Below are 20,713 nucleotides of genomic sequence, written 5' to 3' on the forward strand. Positions count from 1 at the left end.
GAGGTGGAAGCGTGGTGACACGTGCAGCTGACGGATACTAATCAATCGATGACTTAACTATTACCCTTTGTGAAAAAGGTTTGATGACATGATGTCCGAAAGGTCTTATCCAGTTTTGAGGGTTCACCTCAAGAAACAAAAGATGTGGTGGCGAAAGCGAAGAGGTCACACCTGTTCCCATGCCGAACACAGCAGTTAAGCTCTTCAGCGCCGATGGTAGTCGGGTCGATCCCCGTGAGAGTAGGACGCTGCCACGTCACGTAAAAACCCTTAGAAGATAAAGATCTTCTAAGGGTTTTTATTTTTGCTATTCTTTTAGAAAATATTGGTTTTATTATTGAAATTTTAATCGATAAGCCTTATACTTCTCGAAGAGAATGTATGTTCGGGGAGAGTGTTTTTATTAGACTACTTAGATGGAGTTACTCACGAAAGAAAATGGTGAGAGGTTACTATAGCAAATTCCCTAATTCTGTTATCTATTTTAGACGAATCAGACGTTTCTATATTATATATACATTAGATTGGGACGAAAGGGATCCTATTATTACAAATGAGGATAGAGAAGAGATGCAGTATTTAATAAATGATGTTTTAGGTAGGAAAAGCGAATATCTCAAAAGAAAGTCGAGAAGTATGTAAAGCTTCTCGACTTTTTCCATTATATACTATGCCATGGATTCATAAGCCGCATGCATTCCTGCTACTCTTCCTGTAACCATCGCAGCAGTAATGTTATAACCTCCTGTATAACCATGAATATCCAGGATCTCCCCGCAGAAATACAATCGGTTCATAAGTTTAGATTGCAATGTATTTGGCACAACTTCTTTAATGGATACCCCTCCCCCTGTAACAAATGCTTTCTCAATAGGTTGAGATTCGTGAATATGAACTTTAAAATGTTTAGCTTGTTTTACAAACTGATGTAACTGCTGGTTAGAAATATTAGCAGCTTTCTCATGTTGGGATATCTCTACAACTTCTAAGAGATAATCTAGCAACCTTTCGGGAAGCTGTCCTTTAATAAGGTTTCTGAATGATTTCTTAGCATTATTCTTCATTTGTAATTGTAAATCATTAACCAGAGTTTCTTCTCTCTCATCAGGCAAGCAATCAATTTCAAGAGTAACTGGCCGGCGGCCTTTCATAAACTCCTTTACCACATATTGAGAACACCTTAATACAGCAGGACCTGATACACCGAAATGAGTGAAAAGCATGTCCATTTTATGTGTGACAATCTTTTTGTTTTTGTGATTTAGTACAGAAACATCCACATTTCTCAGCGAAAGACCTTGTAACGTTTTCTTTTTAATAAAAGAATCATTTGATAAGAGAGGAACTTCTGTTGGAAATAATTCAGTGATGGTATGACCTGCTTTTTTTGCCCAGGCATATCCGTCTCCTGTTGAACCAGTATGAGGGACTGCTTTCCCGCCCACAGCTAATACCAGCGATTGGGTGGTTAATTTCTCACCAGAAGTTAGAATGACTTCATGTTGAGGTTCATCATAGTGGATAGCTTTAACCGGGGTGCTCGTACGTACTTCCACATTTAATTCGTCTAATCTTGTAAGAAGAGCATTTACCACATCTTTTGCTTTATTGCTTACCGGAAACATTCTTCCATGATCTTCTTCTTTTAAAGAAACTCCTAAGTTTTCAAAGAATTCTATAATGTCGTAGTTGTTAAAAATCGAAAAAGGACTGTATAAGAAACGGCCATTTCCTGGTATATGTTTAATTACTTCCTCTTCAGGCAGTCGATTAGTAACGTTACAACGGCCTCCCCCTGATATAGCCAGCTTTGTCCCTAATTTTTTCCCTTTATCGAGGAGTAAGGTTTTGACCCCCTGCTCAGCTGCAGCTATCGCTGCCATTAACCCAGAGGGACCACCTCCGATTACAATTACTTGATAGGACATGTTGATTCTTCCTTTCTTTAATTCTTCTCATTCAATGTTTTCTGAAGTTTTATGATAAAATAGACAAAGTTGACTCTAAAATAATTGAAGGTGAAGATAAAACTATGTCGAAAATATTAAAAGGTACGATGATTTTAACAGGCGCTACCTTTCTGTCCAAATTCTTAGGGATGATCTACACAGTTCCTTTTGAACAGATGGTAGGCCCTGAAGGAATGGAGCTCTATTTCTACGCCTATACACCATACAACATTTTGTTAAGTTTATCTACACTTGGTGTCCCTATGGCTGTTTCAAAATTTGTTTCAAAGTATAACTCTCTAGAAGATTATCAAACAGGAAGAGATATGTTTAAATCTGGCATGCAGCTAATGGGCATCACAGGAATCATAACTTTTTTAATTTTATTTTTAAGTGCTGAACCTATTGCTCAATTTAGTTTGTCAAATGAAGATACGAATGCATCCGTAGAAGACACCGCAATGGTCATAAGAATGGTAGCATTTGCTCTCTTGATCATTCCTAGTATGAGTATTATTCGAGGGTTCTTTCAAGGAAATGAATCCATGGCTCCTACGGGTATCTCACAAGTCATTGAGCAAATTGTTCGTATTATCTTTCTACTAGTTTCTGTTTACTTAGTGTTATACGTATTTGAAGGATCAATTCCAACAGCGATTGGTTATTCTACATTTGCTGCCTTTATAGGTGGCATTGCTTCACTTCTCGTATTAATTGTTTTTTGGAAAAAACGAAAACCTTATCTAGATCGTCAGTTGGAGAATCAGGAATATTCGTATGATCTATCGAAAAAATCAATGTTTAAAGAATTGATTAGTTATGCGGGACCATTTGTACTTGTGGGGATTGCTACTCCACTTTATCAGCTGATTGACCAATTTACATTTAATAAAGCGATGGCCACAGCAGGTTTAGGCGACATTTCCGGGGCATCTTTATCAGCGATTCACGTCCTTAGTCACAAACTCGTTATTATTCCGGTTACTTTAGGAATCGGGCTATCACTTGCCTTGCTGCCTGCGATAACAAAATCATTTACAAAAAGTAATATGAATCAGCTCAATCATCAAATTAACCAAGCTTTGCAAATTGTGGCTTTGCTTATTATTCCAGCGGTCGTAGGATTAGCTGTATTGGCTTATGAAGCTTACGGTTCCTTCTATGGAGTCGAGAATGTAGATTATTATGGTAGTCTACTAAGATGGTACGCCCCTGTCGGTTTACTTTTTGCTTCGTATACAGTTTCTGCCGCGATCTTGCAAGGGATTAACCGACAAAATTTTGCCTTAGTCAGCTTGGGGGCAGGATTGTTTATAAAATTAGCCACAAACTCGTTGTTTATCATATCATTAGGTGCAAAAGGATCGATTATTTCAACAGGTCTTGCTGTGTTAGTAGCATTATCTCTAAACTTGTGGAGAATAAACAGAGGGATTCAGTTTTCGTATAAACCTGTCTTTAAGCGTACCTTACTCATTCTTATTTTAACGACAATAATGGCTTTCATCGTATGGATCGTAAAATTCGGTTTTGGTCTAGTTTGGAATCCATTAGATGATCGTCTCGCTGCGTTATTTATCTTGATGATTAGTGCAGGTCTAGGGGGATTACTATACTTGTGGATGGCCTATCAGACAACATTATTAGAACGTATTTTAGGCGGACGCGTCCGAGTATTGGATAAATTTTTAAAGCGAAGATAGGTGGAATGATTAGTAATGAGAATTGATAAGCTTTTAGCAAATATGGGGTACGGAACACGTAAGGAAGTCAAGCAGTTGCTGAAGTCTGGCCATGTCCGCATCAATAATCAGGTAGAGAAGAGCCCTAAAACTCATGTGGATCCTGAAAAAGAAGATGTAAGTGTTAATGGAGAGGTTGTAGAGTATCGAGAATTTATCTACTTAATGCTTAATAAGCCGGGGGATGTCGTTTCCGCTACAGAAGACGCGAATGACTTGACTGTAATTGATATTTTGCAGCCAGAGGATGCCCTGTTTGAACCTTTTCCTGTAGGTCGATTAGACAAGGATACAGAAGGGTTGCTGCTGATTACAAATGACGGGCAGCTCGCTCATCGGTTGACCTCTCCTAAGAAGGATGTCGGTAAGACGTATTTTGCAGAAATTGAAGGAAAGGTAACAGAAGAGGATGTTGAGGCTTTCAGGGAAGGGGTCACACTGGATGATGGCTATGTGACGAAACCATCTGATTTAGAAATAATAGAAACTGGCCATTATTCAGAAATTCTACTCACTATTACGGAAGGCAAGTTTCATCAAGTTAAACGAATGTTTGAGGCTGTTGGAAAAAGAGTCACCTATTTAAAAAGGGTAAGCATGGGAGACTTACTTTTAGATGAACATTTGGAACTTGGTGAATATCGAGAATTAAGAGACGAGGAAATTGAATATTTAAAAGAATTAACAAATCTTGATCATTAAAAAAACACCCAGGTTGTCTGGGTGTTCCTTTACATACTATGAGATTTTTACTTTTTTTTCAGTTGTTGTCCACTTTCCACGAATCGGACTGCATACGAGTCCGTTATATTCCAAAATGCTTATGTCTCTTTGCATCGTCCTGTCCGTAAGTCCAAATTCATCAGCCAGCTGGGCTGTACTTACAGGTCCATTCGTATGAATAAACATGTAAACGGCTTTAATTCGGTTTAACATACGGGATGATGGATGATTCAAAAAACCACTCCTTATTATCATTAGAGGAATTTGTGGTGCCAGTGAATCTCATAATTCATTTTTATTTTACACTACCATGTGCAAAAGGGCTACATTCACGAGCGGATTTAACAGATAATTCACGAAATTTACATATTAATAAGGGGAATTTAAATTGTTTATTTTAAGAAGACTTTTTTTGAAAATGGTTAAGATTAACAATTATGTATTGTTTATTTCCAGTGCTGTACTTGTTTTATTATCTACCATATTCATCGTTATCGTGGAAAATGATACTTTTCCCACCTTATTTGATGGGTTTTGGTGGGTTATGACTACAGTGACAACCGTGGGTTATGGTGACTATTATCCTGTAACAGCAGCGGGAAGGATCATCGCGATTTTTTTATATATCTTTGGAATTGGTCTCATTGGAGTAGCTATTGGAAAAATCATTGATGGACTTACAGTTTTTCGAAAAAAAAGAGTGGAAGGTGATATTGTGTATAAGGATCGTCAACACTTTATTATTATTGGATGGTCACAAAAAGCTCGATTTGCGGTAAATGAGATTACTGACACGAAAAAAGATGTAGAAATCGTTGTTATAGATGAGCTTAAAGAAGCTCCACTATTGACTGAGAACATTCATTACATAAGAGGCAACGCATCAGAAGAATCAACTTTATTAAAAGCTAATCTTACACAGGCGAAAGCTGTCCTTATATTTGCTGATGATTCTTTAGGAAATGATCAAATGACCGATGGCAAGACGCTGCTCATCGCTTCTACGATTGAGACGGTAGCTCCTGGGGTGCATACAGTCGTTGAGGTTATGGAAGAGAGGCATATTAAGAATTTTCAACATGCTAAAGTGGATGAATTTATTATCTCTAATGAAACCATTTCATCTCTTGCGGTTCGTTCAGCTTTTAGAAAAGGGGTTTCAGGTATATATAGTCAATTGCTCAGCCGTTCAGTCGGTGACGATTTATTTCACATTTCTGTTCAAAATAGGTGGAAGACCTATGGAGATGCTTTTCAAGATTTATTAAAAGAAGGAGCTACCTTAATTGCGGATCGTAATGATTTAACGATTAACCGACGCTTAACGGAAGAGATTCCAAAAGGTGCTGAGTTGTATGTCGTTTGTGATTATGAAACGTATGAAAAAATTAAAAAAAAGGAGCACTAACTTATGGATTTTTCTCAGCTTGCCGAATCTTATCAGGACCAGTTTGTAAATAAGTTATTCCCACTTCTTAAAATCCCAAGTATTTATAAAAAAAGCGATCAGTATCTTTATGGAAAATCGATCGATGAAGCCCTGAATTATATGCTCAGTATGGCAGCAAAGGACGGTTTTGTTTCAAAAAATGTGAATGGGCATGCAGGTCATATTGAATTTGGACAAGGAGAGAAATTAATCGGTATATTAGGCCATTTAGACGTCGTTCCTGCAGGAGAAGGGTGGAAGAGTGACCCTTTTCAGCCAGTTCTTGAGCAGGGGAATATCTACGCTCGTGGTGCACAAGACGATAAAGGTCCTGTTGTAGCAGCTTATATAGCAATGAAGCTATTAAAAGATGAAGGGTTTGTACCGAATAAAAGGGTACGATTAATTATGGGAACAGATGAAGAAAGAGATTGGCAAGGCATTCATTATTATTTTACTAAAGAGGAGATGCCAGAGTTTGGCTTTACTCCCGACGCTTCCTTTCCTGTCATTCATGCTGAGAAGGGATTAATTGATGCTTACGTGACTTTTTCTGTTCCGGAAGTTAAAGGCCATGCTTTACTATCTTTTTTTAGTGGCGACCGATTGAATATGGTTCCCGAACAAGCAACCGCGACATTGAATTATCACGAAAATATAGAACCCTACTTCCAAAGTTATTTAAATCATCAACAATTAAAAGGATCGCTCGAGAAGAAAGACAATACGTATGTGATTACGATGTTTGGTCAAACGGCGCATGGAAGTACTCCTGAAGCAGGTGTAAATGCAGCATTACAATTGCTTGGCTTTTTAAATAGCCTACAGTTGGAAACTCCCCATCAAACGATCGTAGAGCATTTACTTCATTCCTTATCTCCTAGTGATGGGAATGGGTTTGATGGTAGGTTTAAAGATGCAGTTTCAGGGGAGCTAACATGTAATACAGGAAGCGTGAAATGGAGTATGGGAGCTGAGTGTCAAGTGGGCCTCAATATTCGTTATCCAGTTTCGTTAAATTACGAAAAAATTGTCGCTTCTTTAGAGAGGTTTGCAGGAAAAGGACAAGGAACATTAAACATCTATGACCATCTCAAAGCGCTTCACGTTGAAAAAGATCATCCTTACGTTCAAACCTTGTTGAAAATTTATAATCAGAAAGCAAATGATACTGCAGTCCCACAAGCTATAGGCGGAGCCACATATGCCAGAGCTTTACAATCGGGAGTCGCTTATGGTGCGCTATTTAAAGACAGCCCTGATACAGCCCATCAACCTAATGAACACATTAGGGTAGCAGATATGGTTAAAGCCATTGCTATTTATGCTGAAGCAATCTATCAACTAAGTAAATAAAAGAATAATGAGGTACCACTTATGAAAGTCGAAAAAACATACCGATTCATTCAAGCTTTTTATTTCTTTTCTTTTTTCGGGTTTGGGGCTCTCTTTCCGCTTCTTTCAGTATTTCTTGAAGAAGAAAAAGGCCTCAGCCATACGCAAATTGGAATGGTTATTGCTGCGCTCCCGATCATAACAATTTTTATTCAGCCCTTATGGGGAATGTTGAGTGATTATACACGTAGGCCCCGTATCTTATTGATGGTGGCTGCCTCTTCAGCATCTTTACTGGGCCTTTTCTATCCCGCTTTACAATTGTTTCCGGTATTATTAGCCGGTATTGCAATCATTGCTATCTTTCAAGCTGGTATCGTCCCTTTATCGGACAGCCTTAGTTTAAGCTTTTCTCAATCTCATCGTAAACAATATGGAAATATTCGATTATGGGGAGCCGTAGGTTTTGCAATCGCTGTATTTATAGTAGGAAGAGTAACGGAAGAAACAGGTTCGCTCAGTTGGATCTTTTATTTCTTTTCTATTGGATTACTCTTCTCACTCATTACTCTATTTCAGTTTCCTAAGAGAGCGGATGAAGTTACTGTTTCGTTCCGCACTGGACTTACAACTTTACTTCAGCAAAAGCCTTTTTTACTCTTCCTCGTGTCAAATTTTCTAGTGTTTGGTCCAATACTGGCGAATAACTACTATTTTGGCACTTTCATCTTAACCGTGGGAGGGACACTGTCTGGAGTTGGACTTGCCTTTTTACTTGCAGCTGGAAGTGAAGCGCCATTTATGAAGATTTCTCAGTTGATTATTGATCGATTAGGAGTCATTACTGTTGTAATAACAGGAAGTGCCGTTTCTGCGGGAAGGTGGCTATTATATTACTTTGATCCTTCGACTACCGTTGTCTATTTAACTACTATTGCTCAAGGCTTATCTGTGGGCTTATACATACCGGCAGCTCTTATTTTAGTGAGAGAGCTGGCTCCTAAGGAGGTAAGAGCGACGGCAGTGGGATTGTATTCTGCAGTGGGAAATGGAATAGGGAATGCGTTTTTCACTTTTATGGGTGGCTTTTTAATCGATGTATGGAATGTAAATGGCATGTATGGATTCTTTTCTATTATGTCTATGATAGGTATTGTACTTGTCCTCGTCGTTCAAAGGTGGACAAAGCCTGAAGTAAAGGAGTTAATCTCATGAGTTCACATTATTTTATAGGGATTCCGATAAAGAGCTCTGTAAGAGAGAAATGTGCCAGCTGGCAACAAGAGCTGCTTCATTCCATGAGCTATAAAGTATGGACGAACCCAAATGATCTTCACATTACCTTAAAGTTTTTAGGAGCATGTACAAAGAAACAAATCGATGAATGGGCAGCCCAATTAACTAAAATAGAAGCACTTTATTCTTTTTCTTTAAAGATAGGACCTGCAGGAACCTTCGGTGATAAGAAGCGTCCAAGAGTTTTCTTTGTAAAAGTTGAAAGACAACCATTGTTACTTGAAATGAAGAATAGAATTGAAGAAATCGGAGAGTTACTAGGTTTCCCAAGGGAAAAAAGAGACTATTCGCCTCATATCACACTAGCGAAAAAATGGCAGGACGGTGAATCCCCACTATATAAAGGGACGGACGACTTTAATGATGAGATAGCACTGAAAATCGATCGTTTCCACATTTATAAAATACATCCTAGAAGCAAGCCTAAATATGAAATTGTGGCTACATTCAATTTAAAGGAGGATGGACGGTGGCGCAACTTATAAAGATTTATGATTATATTTCAAGATACGAAAATGATATTTACCACTATCCTGCGAAATATATTCGTCTCAAACAAGACAATTGGATAAGACTAAAAAGTAAGTGGGAAAATGGAGAGTTTATAAATGCAGAGGAAGAGGACCAAGATACGGAGGATGTGAAAGCCCCCCCATCAAAGTTGAAAAGCTTCTTTGGGCGCAAAAAAGCATACCAAGAAGAAGAGAAGAAAACAGTAGAGAAAAATTGGGAACCTGAGAATATAAATGCTTTAAAAAAGTATTTTCTAGATGGGCTGTACCCCTTCCAACTGAAGTGGGCAAGCACCACTCTCTTAGAAAAATCATTTGTTGACGCTAGTCTTCAAGATGACTCTCAACTAAAAATGTTATTGCAGCGCATCCCTGATCATTATTTAATTATGTATAAACCTATTGTGAAATTTAAAAAAGCTCCCATGGAAGCAGAGATTATAGTTATCGGTCCTCATCAAGTAGAGGTGATTACATTTCTTGATGTAGACGCAGATACTATTATTCCTCATACACAATACCAATGGTATGTAGAAAAGGATGGCACACAGAAAACCATGTTTAGCCCGTTAATCGGCTTAAAACGCACCGAAACTTTTCTAAGAAGCATCGCTCAAAAATATGACCTGGCCATTAATTTCAAACTCACTCTATTAGCCCCCGAGGTTACTATTTCAGCTTTACAAGAACCATACTTAACTTCGTACGTAGACCAACACAATTTTGAAGAATGGTTAACAGAAAAAAGAAAGCTGTCCACGCCGTTAAAGCACGGACAGCTGTTACTAACTGAAAAATTATTGAACCATACAAGGACGATAGCTGTGAAAAGGCCAGAATGGGAATCTGATAACACTAAAGAGTAATTTTCTTTTGCGGGTTAGTTGACGGTTTCCCGAAGTAATAACCTTGCCCAAAATGGATTCCAGCAGATCGCAGCCAATCAGCTTCTTCTTTCGTTTCAATTCCTTCCGCTAATACATAAATGCCAAAGTGGGTCGCGCGGTTTATCACCTCTTTTAAGAAGTTTTGGTGCTCTAGATTTTGATGACAATCTTGTATATACGATCGATCAATTTTAACGTAATCGGGCTGAAGGAGTGTAAGCATCTCCAACGTGCTAAATCCGGCACCTACATCATCTAATGCAACCTTCATTCCAGATGCCTTGTACGTATCGAATATTGATTTCAGGTGATTAACATCCGTTATTTTCTCAGTTTCCACTACTTCAAAAATGATATCTTTTGGATCAATGTCGAATTCTTTAACCATTTGAAACGTATGTTTTAAACAGAATTCAGGTACATAAATAGTAGAGGGTAAAAAGTTAATAAATATTTTTTGGCCCTGATCAATTTGCTCTGACTTTGCTTGTACAGCGGCTCGTCTTGCTTTTTGATCCAGCATGGAATGCAGGCCGGCATTATGAGCGAACGAAAATAAATCTCCAGGACTTACGTTTGCCGTTGTTGTACGTAACAGAGATTCATACCCAAAAATATTGTAGTCTTCTAAATAAACGATGGGTTGCAGGTGAGACTTGAAAGCCCCTTTATAAATAACTGAAGCTAGCTCGGGATGTTTCATTCGCTCATACAGATGTTGAACATTAATAGGGAAAGATTGTGAGTGATCTTTGTTAAGGATATGAATCCACTCATTTGGGTTGCTTTTCTGAAATATTATATGTAGGGATTCTAGAAGCTGGGATTGAGAGTGATAGTTATGAATAATGCGATCCTGATCTTCGTAATGAACAGGAAGTTGAAAGGCTGACTGTTCTCTCTGTTTATTTACTACGACGGCGCCTGTGTCAGGTAACAAGACAGACGTTCCGCAAAATTGACAATCAACGGCCACTTGAAATCCTCCTTTTTATTCGTAGTATAATAGAATAATACCATAGTTGTATAATAATATGCCTTTACATAGGAGAAATGACTCATGTATATTGTCATAACTAATCCAAAAGCCGGCAATGGAAAAGCCAAGCGATTGCTTGAGGCGATTCAAAAGGATGAGCTGTTTACTTTGAAAAATTGCCGTTCCTTTCAAACTGAATTTGCGGGCCATGGCAAAACACTTATCGAATCTGTGCTTAGAACCCATCATACCCCTGTTACCGGCATTATAGTCATCGGCGGAGATGGTACTCTTCATGAAGCAGTAAATGGATTAATAAACTACCCAGACCTGCCGATTGGGTTTATTCCCTCAGGCTCAGGGAATGATTTTGCCAGGGGATTAGGCCTGCGTTTACAAGGTGTGGAACTATTTAGGAAGCTCGTAACTTGTCCCAATGCTTCTCGAATTAGAATTGGCCAAGTTACATGCATTCATCATAATCAAAAGACGAAGGATTACTATTTTTTAAATAGTTTAGGGACAGGTTTAGATAGTGAAATTGCTTTTCTTTCTAATGACTCTCACTTCCGAAAGCAAGTGAAAAAGTGGCGTATAAGCAGGCTGCAATATGTGATTGCTCTTTTTAAGACAATGAAAAAATTTAAACATGTAGAAGCAGAGGTCGATATAAATGGTAGAAGAGTAAAGTACAAATCATTTGTGTTAACAACGATCGCTAATCACCCCTTTTTTGGTAAGGGTATGAAAATAGCACCTAAGGCAGATGTAAACTCTTCATCATTTTCTGTAATACTCATTGAACCTTTAGCTAAATGGAGAATAGTTGTTTTATTTTTATCTGTATTTATGGGGGTTCATACTAAACTGAGAAAAGTTCATGAATTGAGTGGTTCTTCTATAAACATAAAGTCAACAGTACCAATACTTCTACAGCTTGATGGGCAGTCATACCGGTGTGAGGAATGTCATGTAAAGAAAACAGATCATGCTTTAGTAATTTTAACTGACTAAAAAGTTTTCCTTGAAAGTTGATCCGCTTTTGAGTTAACCTGTTAAAAGGTGTTTATTTTGAACGGTGTAAGATGAACTACAGATATTTTGTGAAATACGATATAATTGTAGTACTAAAACGTGAGCTATCACAGGAAGAATTGAGGAATTGAAGGTGAATTGGTTGGAGCATATACTAGGTCAAAACTGGACAATTACTCCCGCTGGAGGTTCCACTGGGGAGGCATATTACGCTCAGAATGAAGGAAAACGTTTATTTTTAAAACGTAACTCCTCGCCTTTTCTTGCCGTTCTTTCTGCGGAGGGAATTGTTCCTAAGCTCGTATGGACGAAAAGACTTGAGAATGGTGACGTCATCACTGCTCAAGAATGGTTAGAAGGAAGAGAATTAAACACAGAAGAGATGAAGCATCCGAGAGTAGCTGCTTTGCTGAGTAAAATTCATCACTCGACTGAACTTTTAGATATGCTCATGAGGCTAGGGAAGCATCCTCTAACGCCAGATGAGATTCTACAAGATATTAAAGAAAATCAAAAAGTCCTTGATCACGTGGATTCACGATTAGAAATTCATCAAGCGATAAAATATTTAGAGAAGAACGTAAATCGTGCCCATCATGATCAACACGTCGTTTGTCATTGTGACACCAATCATAATAATTGGCTGCTTTCATCGGATAATCAGCTTTATTTGATTGACTGGGACAATGCTATGGTTGCTGATCCGGCATTGGATTTAGGGATGCTGCTCTTTACTTATATCCCTAAGGAAAACTGGAATAGCTGGATGAATCAATATGGTGGCATTGAAAGTGATCATTTGATGGAGCGGATGAAATGGTACGCTGTCTCCCAGTCGCTGTCATTTATCCAATGGCATATGATGCGTGGAGAATACAACGAAGCTGAAATAAGAATTCAAAAATTAGGCAATATGATGAGTCATCATAACATTTTGCCATAAATAAAAAGAGCGATCCTTGTAAGAAAAAAGGATCGCTCTTTTTATGTTAATGGCTATTAACCTTGGGAAAAGGTCGCATATTTAACTTTCTTTTCACGAACTTCAGAGCTAAGTTTTTCGTTAAGCTTTTCAAAAGGGTATATAAAAACAGCATAACCTGCGAAAAGGACGGAAAACATGGCTACAACAGACAATTCAGTCGTTTGACGTAATAATTTCATAAAAGAAACATTCACTCCTCAAATAATTATATATAATAACACTTTCTTAATCATATATCAGTAAGCGTTTTCAACCCAACACCCGTTTTTCTTCGTATTAACGATCTACTTGGGAAATGATTCGTTGCAAAAGGAATAACTACTAATTAATAAGAGATAAGGGGTTATACCCTTAGATACCTCTGATTTCTGCATTTTTGACAAAAACTTTTATAGGGAGGGGTTTCGTGATAAGATTTGTAAAGAAAAGAAGGAGGTAAAGTTATATGCGATTACGTAACAAACCGTGGGCAGACGATTATATGAGAGACAATAGCCATATTGTCGTTCAAGAGCCCTTTCAATATAGAGGGAAATGGCAATCCGCTTTTAATAAAGAACAGCCGCTGCATTTAGAAATTGGTTCTGGTAAAGGGCAGTTTATTGCTGGAATGGGTAAACAACACCCTGAAGTGAATTTTATTGGATTAGAGCGAGTAAAAAGTGTCATCGTAGGGGCATTAAAGAAAGTTCTCGATTCAGAGGCAGAAAATGTCCGTCTGCTTAATGAAGATGCTCAAGATTTAAGGGATTTATTCCAAACAAACGAGGTTGACCACATTTATTTAAATTTCTCTGATCCTTGGCCTAAGACTCGGCATGAGAAAAGAAGATTAACATTTCCCGCTTTTTTAGATCAATATAAAGATGTATTAAAAGAAGAAGGCGAAATTACTTTAAAAACGGATAATAGAGGTTTTTTTGAATATTCTGTAGCTAGTTTTTCTAAATATGGAATGATCGTTGAAGAACTTTCCTTAGATCTCCATGAGCTAAACGATCCTCTCAATGTCAAAACAGAGTACGAAGAAAAATTCTCTGAAAAAGGCCAGCCGATCTATAGATGTAAAGCTAGGTTTCAGAAGTGATAACGCTTACAACCCGCCTCTTCTTTATGATAGAATGAAGCTATGTTCATGGAGGTGACGTTGGTGGAATCGATAAAAATTGGTAAGGCGAAGCTAGCTTGGCTTAATGGAGGAGTGACTCATTTAGACGGTGGTGCGATGTTTGGTGTAGTTCCAAGAGCCTTGTGGAGTAAGAAATATTCGGTAAACGCTGACAATCAAATTGAGTTAAGAACTGACCCGATTTTGCTTCAGGTAGATGGTTTAAATGTGTTAATAGATTCAGGGATTGGAAATGATAAGTTATCAGAGAAGCAAAAGAAAATTTTTGGAGTCTGGGAAGAGTCCAACCTGACTGAGGAACTTTCAACCCATTCATTAACATGTGAAGATATTGATATTATTTGTATGACTCATTTACATTTCGATCATGCTTGTGGGCTGACCAAGTGGAAGGACGGTGAGCTAGTTCCTGCTTTTCCTAATGCTAAAATTTACACAAGCGAGGTTGAGTGGAACGAAATGAGAAATCCTAACATACGGTCCGTGAATACGTACTGGGAAGATAATTGGAAACCAATTGTTCACCAGGTACATACGTTTAAAGAAGAAGCTGAAATTGTTGAAGGGTTAAAAATGATTCATACAAGCGGGCATAGTGATGGGCACTCTATCCTTTTCTTTGAAGATGGTGACGAAACTTTCATTCATATGGCTGACTTAATGCCAACTCATGCCCATCAAAATATATTATGGGCATTAGCGTATGACGATTACCCAGTGACGTCGGTGCATCAAAAAGAAAAGTGGATGAATCTTGGCTACCGCAAAGGAGCCTGGTATACGTTTTATCACGATGCATACTATCGAGCATTGAAATTTGATGAAAAGGGAAATGTCATTGAATCGCTTGCACGTCCCCAATCTTCCTATGATTAAATAAATACCCCCGACTTTCTTAAAGTCGGGGGTGTAGTCTTTTTAAGCCGTTTGTTCAGTTACGTCAATAATAGTACCTGTTTCAGAATCAATAAAGAATTCATACTGGGATGTCTCCCCATCTTGGTTCTTAGAAATTCCTCCGCGGTAAACGTCGTAATTAATCCCGTTTTTGTTTAATTCCTCAGGCTTCATGTAAATCCAAGAACCACTAATCGGCCCCTGCTTTTTAAAAGCTTCCTTGGCGATTTTTAGAGCTTTTTCAGGAGTGACGCCTTGTTTGTTAGCTACTTGTTCTTTTACGACATAACCTGCAAGTGCTCCAACACCAGCGGCTATGGCAACTTTTTTCCAATTCATAGTTCACTCACCTCTAATCAATATACTAACACTCAGTATACTAGATTTCTCATTAAAAGGAAATTAAAACCTACAATCGATAATGTAGAAACCAAAGGCATTTTTAGGTAAACTATAAGAAGATGGAAATAAAGGAGATGTACATAATGAACCAAGTAACCCAAGATCTTTTTAAAACGCTTACTGAATTGCCTGGTGCTCCTGGTAACGAACATCTGGTGCGGAAGTTTATGAAAGAAGAATTGAACAAGTATTCAGATGAAACGATTCAAGATGGTTTAGGAGGAGTTTTTGGTGTTAGAAAATCGAAAGGTCCTCGAGTGATGGTTGCTGGTCACATGGATGAAGTGGGTTTTATGGTTACTCAAATTACAAAGAATGGCATGCTGCGTTTTCAAACGTTAGGAGGATGGTGGAATCAAGTCCTTCTTGCTCAGCGTGTTCAAGTTATAACTGATCAGGGGCCAGTTACTGGAGTTATTGGATCTATTCCTCCTCACAACTTAACACCTGAACAGAGAAAGAAACCGATGGAAATAAAAAACATGCTCATTGATATTGGAGCCGATGATAAAGAGGATGCTCAGAAGATCGGTATTAAACCAGGGCAGCAAATTGTTCCTGTGTGTCCTTTTACTCCGATGGCTAATCAAAAGAAGATATTAGCTAAAGCTTGGGATAACCGCTATGGCTGCGGATTGGCTATTGAATTGCTTAAAGAGTTAAAAGACGAAAAAATACCAAATCAGCTATACTCTGGAGCTACTGTGCAGGAAGAAGTTGGATTGCGCGGAGCTCAAGCGTCCTCTCATATGATTGATCCGGATGTTTTTTATGCGCTAGATGCCTCGCCTGCAAACGATATGAGTGGTGATGATAAAGAGTTTGGTCAATTAGGTAAGGGAGCACTTCTAAGAATATTAGACAAATCTATGGTTACTCATAGAGGAATGAGAGATTTTGTTTTAGATACTGCAGAAACGCATGATATTCCTTATCAGTATTTTATTTCACAAGGGGGAACCGATGCGGGGAGGGTGCATATCACGAACAATGGCGTTCCTTCCGCAGTGGTAGGAATTTGTTCAAGGTATATCCACACCTCTTCTTCTATTATTCATGTAGATGATTATGCAGCAGCTAAAGAATTAATCGTACGTCTAGTGAAATCAACGGATCAAAATACCGTTGATTATATTAAGGCAAACGGATAATGAAAAAATAAACCGCATACGGCTGCTAGCCTATGCGGCTTTGTGTTAAGATAAGGAAACGAGATTAGAGTGAGGCAGGTGGACGTTGAGTGAAGATCTATATTGGATCGACCAATCCTACAAAAGTAGAAGCAGTTAAACGTGTATTCTCAAACGATGATGTATCAAGTGTAGAAGTCGAGTCAAAAGTAGCTGCTCAACCTTTTTCTGATGAAGAAACATTAGAAGGTGCTGTGAATAGGGCTCGGGAGTGCGCTATTATGAAAAAAAGTGAACTTGGGATTGGTCTTGAAGGCGGCGTTATGGAAATTGATGACGACTTGTTCCTTTGTAATTGGGGAGTACTAGTCGATCAGAAAGAAAATGTTTATCGAGCAAGCGGAGCTAGAATTCCTCTCCCCGATGAAATTAAAGAAGGATTAAAAACAGGTAGAGAACTAGGCGAACTCATGGATGCTTATGCTTCAAGTGCTAACGTAAGTAAACATGAAGGAGCGATAGGGATTTTCACCAATGGGGTTATCAAACGAGAAGAAATGTTTACTCACGTTGTTAAACTTCTAAAAGGTCAATGGGAACGTGATCAACAATAACAATAAAAAGAACATCCCTTATTAAGCAGGGATGTTCTTTCTTTTATTCATATACATAGGCTAAGACGTCTAATGCCTGATCGATTGTCTCTACAGTAACATTTGCCTGGTTTGATAATTCCTTTAATGGATGAACCAACGATTCAGGACGAACTAAAATTAATGGCTTGTTTCCTTTTAAAGCTAATCCAGCATCCAATGCTGTATTCCATTGTTTGTAGCTTTCCCCAAACAGAGCGATAACTGCGTCTGATTTCTCTAGGAGAAGTTGAGTTCTAAAATTATTTATATCGGATGCAGCATCATCTGTGAATACTTTATCAGGCTGTTCTCCTAAAATGTCTTCTCCAACATGGTCAGAACGTTCATGATTTTCTTGAGGGCCGACAAAGTTAACAGGTAAATCTCTTTCTTTTGCCTTCGTTCTTACCTCATCTCTCCAGTTATCATGAATTTGACCAGCTAAATATACAGTAAATTCCATCGGATAATCCCTCCTCTAGTTTTCTATGTTTAGTATGTTCACAGAATTACAAATATGTCTAGTCATACCCATTCAAATTGTCAAAAATTTCACTTGCGATATTTTAGGCTCATAGTATGATGTATTTTGGGAATATTGATCAGGGGGAATTACGAATGGATATGAGAAGTTTTATTCTACTATCAATCTCTATGTTATCTCTAGTGGGATGCAGCATTGGTGTGTCTGAAGAAGAAGCCATTGACGATACAAAGGTAGAAGTTGAGGAGGCTTTTAAAGAAGTAAACGGCACCACGAATTATGAAGACAGTACTATTTCTATGTATTTACCTGCTTCTATGAAAATTGAGGAAAATGAAATGAATAATATCGTCATAAAAGAGGGTGAAGACAAAACGTATCTGTTATTCATTAATTCGAGAGAAAGTGAGATGAGCCGGTTCCATTACAATGAAGCTTTACCATCTAATGACCGTTTGTTGATGGAGTCTTTTGAAGATGGGGAGAAATTTGGTTATGTGAGGGTGCTTCCTATGAACGAAGAACAAAAATATGAGCTGCAAGTAGGTGCAGGTGGTACTAAAATTACGACGTATACATCGAAGAAGAACTTGGCTGCAGATGCTCATCAAATGATGAAGATGGCTGGTTCTGTGAAATACTCATCATCTTATGCGAAAGATTAAAGAAAACTCCCACTGCTTCTAGTGGGAGTTTTCTTAATTTTTAAGGGGGAAAGACGGTATTCGATTTGTTTAATAAAGAAATATGTGGAAAAACTAATAGAAAAGAGTAGAATAACTACTTATCTATTAAGTGTCTTTACACTTGTAAAAACTTCGTGTAATATAAAATCGTTGTCGAAAGGAGGAAAGGTAAGTGAATGAATTTCTGAAGAAAAAAGGAGTACATATTTCGTTTCATGCTTATTTTATAACGGCTTTAAGTTACATGGCATTAGGATTATTTTCTTCTCTGATCATTGGGTTGATCATACAGACAATTGGTGGACAGTTAAATATAGATGCTTTTAAAGATATGGGAAGCTTTGCAATGGACTCCAAGATATGGGGTGGAGCGATTGGAGCAGCTATTGCTTACGGATTAAAAGCTCCGCCTCTTGTTATTTTCGCTGCACTGTTTAGTGGAGCTTATGGTGCAGAACTCGGCGGACCTGCAGGCAGTTATGTATCTGCCTTAATCGCTACAGAGTGTGGAAAAATAATTAGTAAACAAACGAGAATTGATATTATTCTAACTCCGTTCGTTACTATAGTTATTGGTTTTACAGTAGGATCTTTCATCGGTCCACCCATCGATCAATTTATGACAGGATTCGGCCAAGTAATTAATTGGGCGACTTTACAACAGCCAATTATTATGGGAATACTTGTAGCTGTCTTGATGGGAATCGCACTTACCGCTCCTATTTCAAGCTTAGCCATTGCTTTAATGTTATCCATAGATGGAATTGCAGCGGGGGCTGCAACGGTAGGTTGTGCCGCTCAAATGATTGGTTTCGCCACAATTAGTTATCGTGACAATGGAATTGGAGGAGCGATTGCCCAAGGCATAGGAACATCAATGCTGCAAGTGGCTAATATCGTGAAAAAGCCAGTTATACTCATTCCTCCGACTGTTGCTGGTGCATTATTAGCACCTATTGCGACAGTTTGGTTTCAATTTGAAAATAATGCAGCAGGTGCAGGCATGGGGACGAGTGGGTTCGTTGGTCAAATAATGACGTTTGAATCGTTAGGCTTTTCATGGGAAGTTGTTGGGGGAATTCTTTTACTGCATTTTATAGGGCCTGCCGTTATCAGTTTACTTCTTGCTGTATGGTTTAGGAGAAAAGGGTGGATTAAACCAGGAGACATGGTAATTGATTATGAATAAACTTATGCTAAAATAACAAGCGGAGGTGCTGATATGATTAATCTAAAATCTGATGAACAATTAAATGAAATAATTAATGATAGCAAAGCTATATTACTATTTTCAGCGGACTGGTGCCCCGACTGTCGAGTCATCGAGCCTATTCTCCCAGAGGTTGAAGAGGAATTCTCGGATTGGACTTTCGTTTATGTAGATCGAGATCAATTCATTCATATTTGTGCAGAAAATGATGTATTTGGTATTCCAAGTTTTCTTGCTTACAACAACGGTGAAGAAGTTGGAAGGTTTGTCAGTAAAGACGCTAAGACAAAAGAAGAAATTGAACAATTCATTAAAAATCTTGACGTGTAACAAGCTGGCATTGTTCAGCTTGTTTTCTTTTTAGTTATCGTTTTCGTTTCTTACAGCAAATTGTGCTAAAATAGACAACGGATTAAACCTCTTCATTTCTAAGGAGGAACACTAGACATGAAAATAACGAGTATAAAAATGAAGAAAATTCTAGAAGATCGTTTTCAAAGAGAAGAATGGAAAACCATTTTTAATCGAGATAAAGATACATTTCGGATTGAATGGATAGACTCTGGTAAAGGAATTACCATTACGCTCCCAAACGTTATTGCTAAATATGAAAGACGTGGCGAACCTGCGGTAGAAGAGTTGGAGGACCATGTAGAAGAAGCGCTTCGTATCATGAATGAAACTCATTCGTTAAATGGCAAGGAGAAAAATATTTTCCCAGTTATTCGTGCTGGATCCTTTCCCACTGAAACAGATAGCGGGAAGAAACTTGTATACGCAGAGCATACGGCGGAAACCCGTATTTATTACGCCCTCGATCTAGGGAAATCCTATCAACTCATTGATAAAGAAATGGTGGAACGTGAAAACTGGTCTGAAGACCGTTTAAAAGAGGTAGCAAGCTTTAATGTGCGATCTCTTCCAGTAGATATGAAGAAGGATACAGTATATGGGAATGATTTTTACTTTCAGTCAACACGTGACGGTTATGATGCGAGCCGAATATTAAATGAAGTGTTGCTTGAAAAAATGAAGGCAGAGTTTGAAGGTGAGTTAGCCATAAGCATTCCGCATCAAGATGTCATTATTTTTGCGGATATAAAGAATCCTGAAGGTTATGACATTTTAGCCCAAATGGCGATGAAATTCTTTGCTGAAGGAACGGTACCAGTAACTTCTCTCTCCTTCTTATACGAAGATAAGACCTTAGAACCAATATTTATCTTGGCCCAGAAAAAACCAAAGGATAAGCGAAAGGAAGATTAAGA

24 protein-coding genes and 1 rRNA gene are annotated in these 20,713 nt (G+C 38.2%); 19 read left to right on the forward strand and 6 right to left on the reverse strand.

Annotated elements, in window-relative coordinates; translation table 11 throughout:
* Window positions 1-143: 143 nt before the first annotated feature.
* Together rrf and IEV27_RS20175 are read left to right on the forward strand one after the other, a co-directional pair.
* Window positions 144-257: ribosomal RNA gene (rrf, locus tag IEV27_RS00005) — 5S ribosomal RNA — on the forward strand.
* A 124-nt stretch (window positions 258-381) separates the two neighbouring features.
* Window positions 382-642: a protein YuzH gene (locus IEV27_RS20175; RefSeq protein ID WP_507762582.1), complete on the forward strand. Its 261-nt coding sequence runs from the start codon at window positions 382-384 to the stop codon at window positions 640-642.
* 26 nt (window positions 643-668) lie between these two features.
* Here IEV27_RS20175 and IEV27_RS00010 read toward each other — a convergent pair whose 3' ends face one another.
* Window positions 669-1,928, reverse strand: coding sequence for a BaiN/RdsA family NAD(P)/FAD-dependent oxidoreductase (locus tag IEV27_RS00010; protein ID WP_188375417.1), 1,260 nt, complete (start codon window positions 1,926-1,928; stop codon window positions 669-671).
* 104 nt (window positions 1,929-2,032) lie between these two features.
* Between IEV27_RS00010 and IEV27_RS00015 the strand changes: the two genes are divergently transcribed.
* Together IEV27_RS00015 and IEV27_RS00020 are read left to right on the forward strand one after the other, a co-directional pair.
* Window positions 2,033-3,652 carry a putative polysaccharide biosynthesis protein gene (locus tag IEV27_RS00015; protein ID WP_188375418.1) on the forward strand — a complete coding sequence of 540 codons (1,620 nt, stop codon included), beginning with the start codon at window positions 2,033-2,035 and terminating at the stop codon, window positions 3,650-3,652.
* A 15-nt stretch (window positions 3,653-3,667) separates the two neighbouring features.
* A complete protein-coding gene (locus IEV27_RS00020) occupies window positions 3,668-4,393 on the forward strand; it encodes a pseudouridine synthase (protein ID WP_188375419.1) in 726 nt (241 codons plus the stop codon).
* Between the two features lie 36 nt (window positions 4,394-4,429).
* On the opposite strand, the gene IEV27_RS00025 is transcribed toward IEV27_RS00020, so the two are convergent.
* Window positions 4,430-4,669, reverse strand: coding sequence for an HTH domain-containing protein (locus tag IEV27_RS00025; RefSeq protein ID WP_373868059.1), 240 nt, complete (start codon window positions 4,667-4,669; stop codon window positions 4,430-4,432).
* Window positions 4,670-4,832: 163 nt separating this feature from the next.
* Here IEV27_RS00025 and IEV27_RS00030 point away from each other — a divergent pair, with 163 nt between their 5' ends.
* Genes IEV27_RS00030 through IEV27_RS00050 form a run of 5 tightly spaced genes read left to right on the forward strand, consistent with a single transcriptional unit; the run spans window position 4,833 to window position 9,852 of the window.
* Window positions 4,833-5,822 carry a potassium channel family protein gene (locus IEV27_RS00030; protein ID WP_229734889.1) on the forward strand — a complete coding sequence of 330 codons (990 nt, stop codon included), beginning with the start codon at window positions 4,833-4,835 and terminating at the stop codon, window positions 5,820-5,822.
* A 3-nt stretch (window positions 5,823-5,825) separates the two neighbouring features.
* A complete protein-coding gene (pepV, locus tag IEV27_RS00035) occupies window positions 5,826-7,199 on the forward strand; it encodes a dipeptidase PepV (RefSeq protein WP_188375422.1) in 1,374 nt (457 codons plus the stop codon).
* 21 nt (window positions 7,200-7,220) lie between these two features.
* Window positions 7,221-8,393: an MFS transporter gene (locus tag IEV27_RS00040; protein ID WP_188375423.1), complete on the forward strand. Its 1,173-nt coding sequence runs from the start codon at window positions 7,221-7,223 to the stop codon at window positions 8,391-8,393.
* Complete coding sequence (thpR, locus tag IEV27_RS00045) at window positions 8,390-8,959, forward strand: RNA 2',3'-cyclic phosphodiesterase (protein ID WP_188375424.1); 570 nt, start codon at window positions 8,390-8,392, stop codon at window positions 8,957-8,959. The genes IEV27_RS00040 and thpR overlap by 4 nt, the downstream gene beginning before the upstream one ends.
* On the forward strand, window positions 8,944-9,852 hold the full coding sequence (locus IEV27_RS00050; RefSeq protein ID WP_188375425.1) for an NERD domain-containing protein: 909 nt from the start codon (window positions 8,944-8,946) through the stop codon (window positions 9,850-9,852). Before thpR ends, IEV27_RS00050 begins: the two co-directional genes overlap by 16 nt.
* On the opposite strand, the gene IEV27_RS00055 is transcribed toward IEV27_RS00050, so the two are convergent.
* Window positions 9,842-10,849 (reverse strand): EAL domain-containing protein, encoded by a 1,008-nt coding sequence (locus IEV27_RS00055; protein ID WP_229734774.1) that lies wholly within the window; start codon window positions 10,847-10,849, stop codon window positions 9,842-9,844. The genes IEV27_RS00050 and IEV27_RS00055 overlap by 11 nt on opposite strands.
* 84 nt (window positions 10,850-10,933) lie before the next feature.
* Between IEV27_RS00055 and IEV27_RS00060 the strand changes: the two genes are divergently transcribed.
* The gene (locus tag IEV27_RS00060; RefSeq protein WP_188375426.1) at window positions 10,934-11,866 is read left to right on the forward strand and encodes a diacylglycerol/lipid kinase family protein; all 933 of its coding nucleotides are present in this window, start codon (window positions 10,934-10,936) and stop codon (window positions 11,864-11,866) included.
* 163 nt (window positions 11,867-12,029) lie between these two features.
* A complete protein-coding gene (locus tag IEV27_RS00065) occupies window positions 12,030-12,830 on the forward strand; it encodes a phosphotransferase family protein (protein ID WP_188376767.1) in 801 nt (266 codons plus the stop codon).
* A 56-nt stretch (window positions 12,831-12,886) separates the two neighbouring features.
* On the opposite strand, the gene IEV27_RS00070 is transcribed toward IEV27_RS00065, so the two are convergent.
* Window positions 12,887-13,051, reverse strand: coding sequence for a hypothetical protein (locus IEV27_RS00070; RefSeq protein WP_188375427.1), 165 nt, complete (start codon window positions 13,049-13,051; stop codon window positions 12,887-12,889).
* A gap of 266 nt (window positions 13,052-13,317) precedes the next feature.
* Between IEV27_RS00070 and trmB the strand changes: the two genes are divergently transcribed.
* Together trmB and IEV27_RS00080 are read left to right on the forward strand one after the other, a co-directional pair.
* Window positions 13,318-13,959 (forward strand): tRNA (guanosine(46)-N7)-methyltransferase TrmB, encoded by a 642-nt coding sequence (gene trmB, locus IEV27_RS00075; protein ID WP_188375428.1) that lies wholly within the window; start codon window positions 13,318-13,320, stop codon window positions 13,957-13,959.
* 63 nt (window positions 13,960-14,022) lie between these two features.
* Window positions 14,023-14,877 carry a YtnP family quorum-quenching lactonase gene (locus tag IEV27_RS00080; RefSeq protein WP_188375429.1) on the forward strand — a complete coding sequence of 285 codons (855 nt, stop codon included), beginning with the start codon at window positions 14,023-14,025 and terminating at the stop codon, window positions 14,875-14,877.
* A gap of 42 nt (window positions 14,878-14,919) precedes the next feature.
* Here the strand turns inward: IEV27_RS00080 and IEV27_RS00085 are convergent, their stop codons facing one another.
* The gene (locus IEV27_RS00085; RefSeq protein ID WP_188375430.1) at window positions 14,920-15,237 is read right to left on the reverse strand and encodes a PepSY domain-containing protein; all 318 of its coding nucleotides are present in this window, start codon (window positions 15,235-15,237) and stop codon (window positions 14,920-14,922) included.
* Window positions 15,238-15,383: 146 nt separating this feature from the next.
* Between IEV27_RS00085 and IEV27_RS00090 the strand changes: the two genes are divergently transcribed.
* The gene (locus tag IEV27_RS00090; RefSeq protein ID WP_188375431.1) at window positions 15,384-16,451 is read left to right on the forward strand and encodes a M42 family metallopeptidase; all 1,068 of its coding nucleotides are present in this window, start codon (window positions 15,384-15,386) and stop codon (window positions 16,449-16,451) included.
* A gap of 89 nt (window positions 16,452-16,540) precedes the next feature.
* Complete coding sequence (locus IEV27_RS00095; protein WP_188375432.1) at window positions 16,541-17,044, forward strand: DUF84 family protein; 504 nt, start codon at window positions 16,541-16,543, stop codon at window positions 17,042-17,044.
* 43 nt (window positions 17,045-17,087) lie between these two features.
* Here the strand turns inward: IEV27_RS00095 and IEV27_RS00100 are convergent, their stop codons facing one another.
* Entirely contained in the window at window positions 17,088-17,528 is a 441-nt protein-coding gene (locus IEV27_RS00100; RefSeq protein ID WP_188375433.1) for a YtoQ family protein, read from the reverse strand.
* Window positions 17,529-17,683: 155 nt separating this feature from the next.
* Between IEV27_RS00100 and IEV27_RS00105 the strand changes: the two genes are divergently transcribed.
* The 4 genes from IEV27_RS00105 (at window position 17,684) to IEV27_RS00120 (ending at window position 20,711) form a co-directional block, all read left to right on the forward strand.
* A complete protein-coding gene (locus tag IEV27_RS00105; protein ID WP_188375434.1) occupies window positions 17,684-18,214 on the forward strand; it encodes a hypothetical protein in 531 nt (176 codons plus the stop codon).
* Window positions 18,215-18,407: 193 nt separating this feature from the next.
* Window positions 18,408-19,424: a PTS sugar transporter subunit IIC gene (locus tag IEV27_RS00110; protein ID WP_188375435.1), complete on the forward strand. Its 1,017-nt coding sequence runs from the start codon at window positions 18,408-18,410 to the stop codon at window positions 19,422-19,424.
* A 33-nt stretch (window positions 19,425-19,457) separates the two neighbouring features.
* Entirely contained in the window at window positions 19,458-19,775 is a 318-nt protein-coding gene (locus IEV27_RS00115) for a thioredoxin family protein (protein WP_188375436.1), read from the forward strand.
* 117 nt (window positions 19,776-19,892) lie between these two features.
* Window positions 19,893-20,711: a DUF1444 domain-containing protein gene (locus tag IEV27_RS00120; RefSeq protein WP_188375437.1), complete on the forward strand. Its 819-nt coding sequence runs from the start codon at window positions 19,893-19,895 to the stop codon at window positions 20,709-20,711.
* Window positions 20,712-20,713: the final 2 nt, after the last annotated feature.

Origin of the sequence: Halobacillus andaensis (assembly GCF_014636475.1) — a bacterium.
GTDB classification, from domain to species: Bacteria; Bacillota; Bacilli; order Bacillales; family Halobacillaceae; genus Halobacillus_A; species Halobacillus_A andaensis.

Coding starts and splice junctions, on each gene's coding strand:
- thpR (WP_188375424.1), top strand. CDS start 8,390: ATGAGTTCACATTATTTTATAGGGATTCCGATAAAGAGCTCTGTAAGA.
- IEV27_RS00020 (WP_188375419.1), top strand. CDS start 3,668: ATGAGAATTGATAAGCTTTTAGCAAATATGGGGTACGGAACACGTAAG.
- IEV27_RS00090 (WP_188375431.1), top strand. CDS start 15,384: ATGAACCAAGTAACCCAAGATCTTTTTAAAACGCTTACTGAATTGCCT.
- IEV27_RS00010 (WP_188375417.1), bottom strand. CDS start 1,928: ATGTCCTATCAAGTAATTGTAATCGGAGGTGGTCCCTCTGGGTTAATG.
- IEV27_RS00060 (WP_188375426.1), top strand. CDS start 10,934: ATGTATATTGTCATAACTAATCCAAAAGCCGGCAATGGAAAAGCCAAG.
- trmB (WP_188375428.1), top strand. CDS start 13,318: ATGCGATTACGTAACAAACCGTGGGCAGACGATTATATGAGAGACAAT.
- IEV27_RS00030 (WP_229734889.1), top strand. CDS start 4,833: ATGGTTAAGATTAACAATTATGTATTGTTTATTTCCAGTGCTGTACTT.
- IEV27_RS00015 (WP_188375418.1), top strand. CDS start 2,033: ATGTCGAAAATATTAAAAGGTACGATGATTTTAACAGGCGCTACCTTT.
- IEV27_RS00040 (WP_188375423.1), top strand. CDS start 7,221: ATGAAAGTCGAAAAAACATACCGATTCATTCAAGCTTTTTATTTCTTT.
- IEV27_RS00100 (WP_188375433.1), bottom strand. CDS start 17,528: ATGGAATTTACTGTATATTTAGCTGGTCAAATTCATGATAACTGGAGA.
- IEV27_RS00085 (WP_188375430.1), bottom strand. CDS start 15,237: ATGAATTGGAAAAAAGTTGCCATAGCCGCTGGTGTTGGAGCACTTGCA.
- IEV27_RS20175 (WP_507762582.1), top strand. CDS start 382: ATGTTCGGGGAGAGTGTTTTTATTAGACTACTTAGATGGAGTTACTCA.
- pepV (WP_188375422.1), top strand. CDS start 5,826: ATGGATTTTTCTCAGCTTGCCGAATCTTATCAGGACCAGTTTGTAAAT.
- IEV27_RS00115 (WP_188375436.1), top strand. CDS start 19,458: ATGATTAATCTAAAATCTGATGAACAATTAAATGAAATAATTAATGAT.
- IEV27_RS00025 (WP_373868059.1), bottom strand. CDS start 4,669: ATGATAATAAGGAGTGGTTTTTTGAATCATCCATCATCCCGTATGTTA.
- IEV27_RS00105 (WP_188375434.1), top strand. CDS start 17,684: ATGGATATGAGAAGTTTTATTCTACTATCAATCTCTATGTTATCTCTA.
- IEV27_RS00120 (WP_188375437.1), top strand. CDS start 19,893: ATGAAAATAACGAGTATAAAAATGAAGAAAATTCTAGAAGATCGTTTT.
- IEV27_RS00070 (WP_188375427.1), bottom strand. CDS start 13,051: ATGAAATTATTACGTCAAACGACTGAATTGTCTGTTGTAGCCATGTTT.